At 61.4% G+C, this 515-nt stretch carries 1 protein-coding gene; it reads left to right on the plus strand.

Translation table 11 applies throughout. The annotated features are described in order from the left end of the window. Window positions 1–62 precede the first annotated feature (62 nt). On the plus strand, window positions 63–515 hold a 453-nt coding region (locus EVC45_RS45130; RefSeq protein WP_211193622.1), incomplete at its 3' end, for a transposase.

A 515-nucleotide genomic window follows, 5' to 3' on the forward strand; every position in this document is an offset into this window, starting at 1 on the left:
GGAATGGCTTTCGGAGCTGGCGAGGGGGGAGCGGTTAAAGTGAGGGCTTTGCGGATGCGAAAATGGCTGCGAACCATGGCCGGCAGGCGATTCCCACGAAATTGAGTGAAGCGCAGTTCGGGCAATTTGTCTTGCCGCACCTGAGCCGGGGCCGGCGCGGCCCGCCGCCGACGTTGCCGTTACAGAGGATGTTCAACTACGTCCTGAAGGCGCTCTATATGGGGTGTCAATGGAAGATGCTGCCGATCGAAACGGATGCAAAGGGGCTGCCTGAAATCCACCACACCCGCATCTACCGGATCATGCGACGCTGGCAGGCTGACGGCAGCATCGACCGGGTCTTCGCGGGCTCGGTCGATCAACTGCATCGGGACCAGCTCCTCGACCTCGCGAACATCCATGGCGACGGCACGACCACAGCGGCAAAGAAAGGCGGCGACAACCTGGGCTACAGCGGGCACAAGCATCTGAAGGGCGACAAGGTGGTGGCCTTCAGCGATCGCAACTGCAACATC

The organism is Paraburkholderia sp. UYCP14C (assembly GCF_004197395.1).
Taxonomy (GTDB): Bacteria; Pseudomonadota; Gammaproteobacteria; order Burkholderiales; family Burkholderiaceae; genus Paraburkholderia.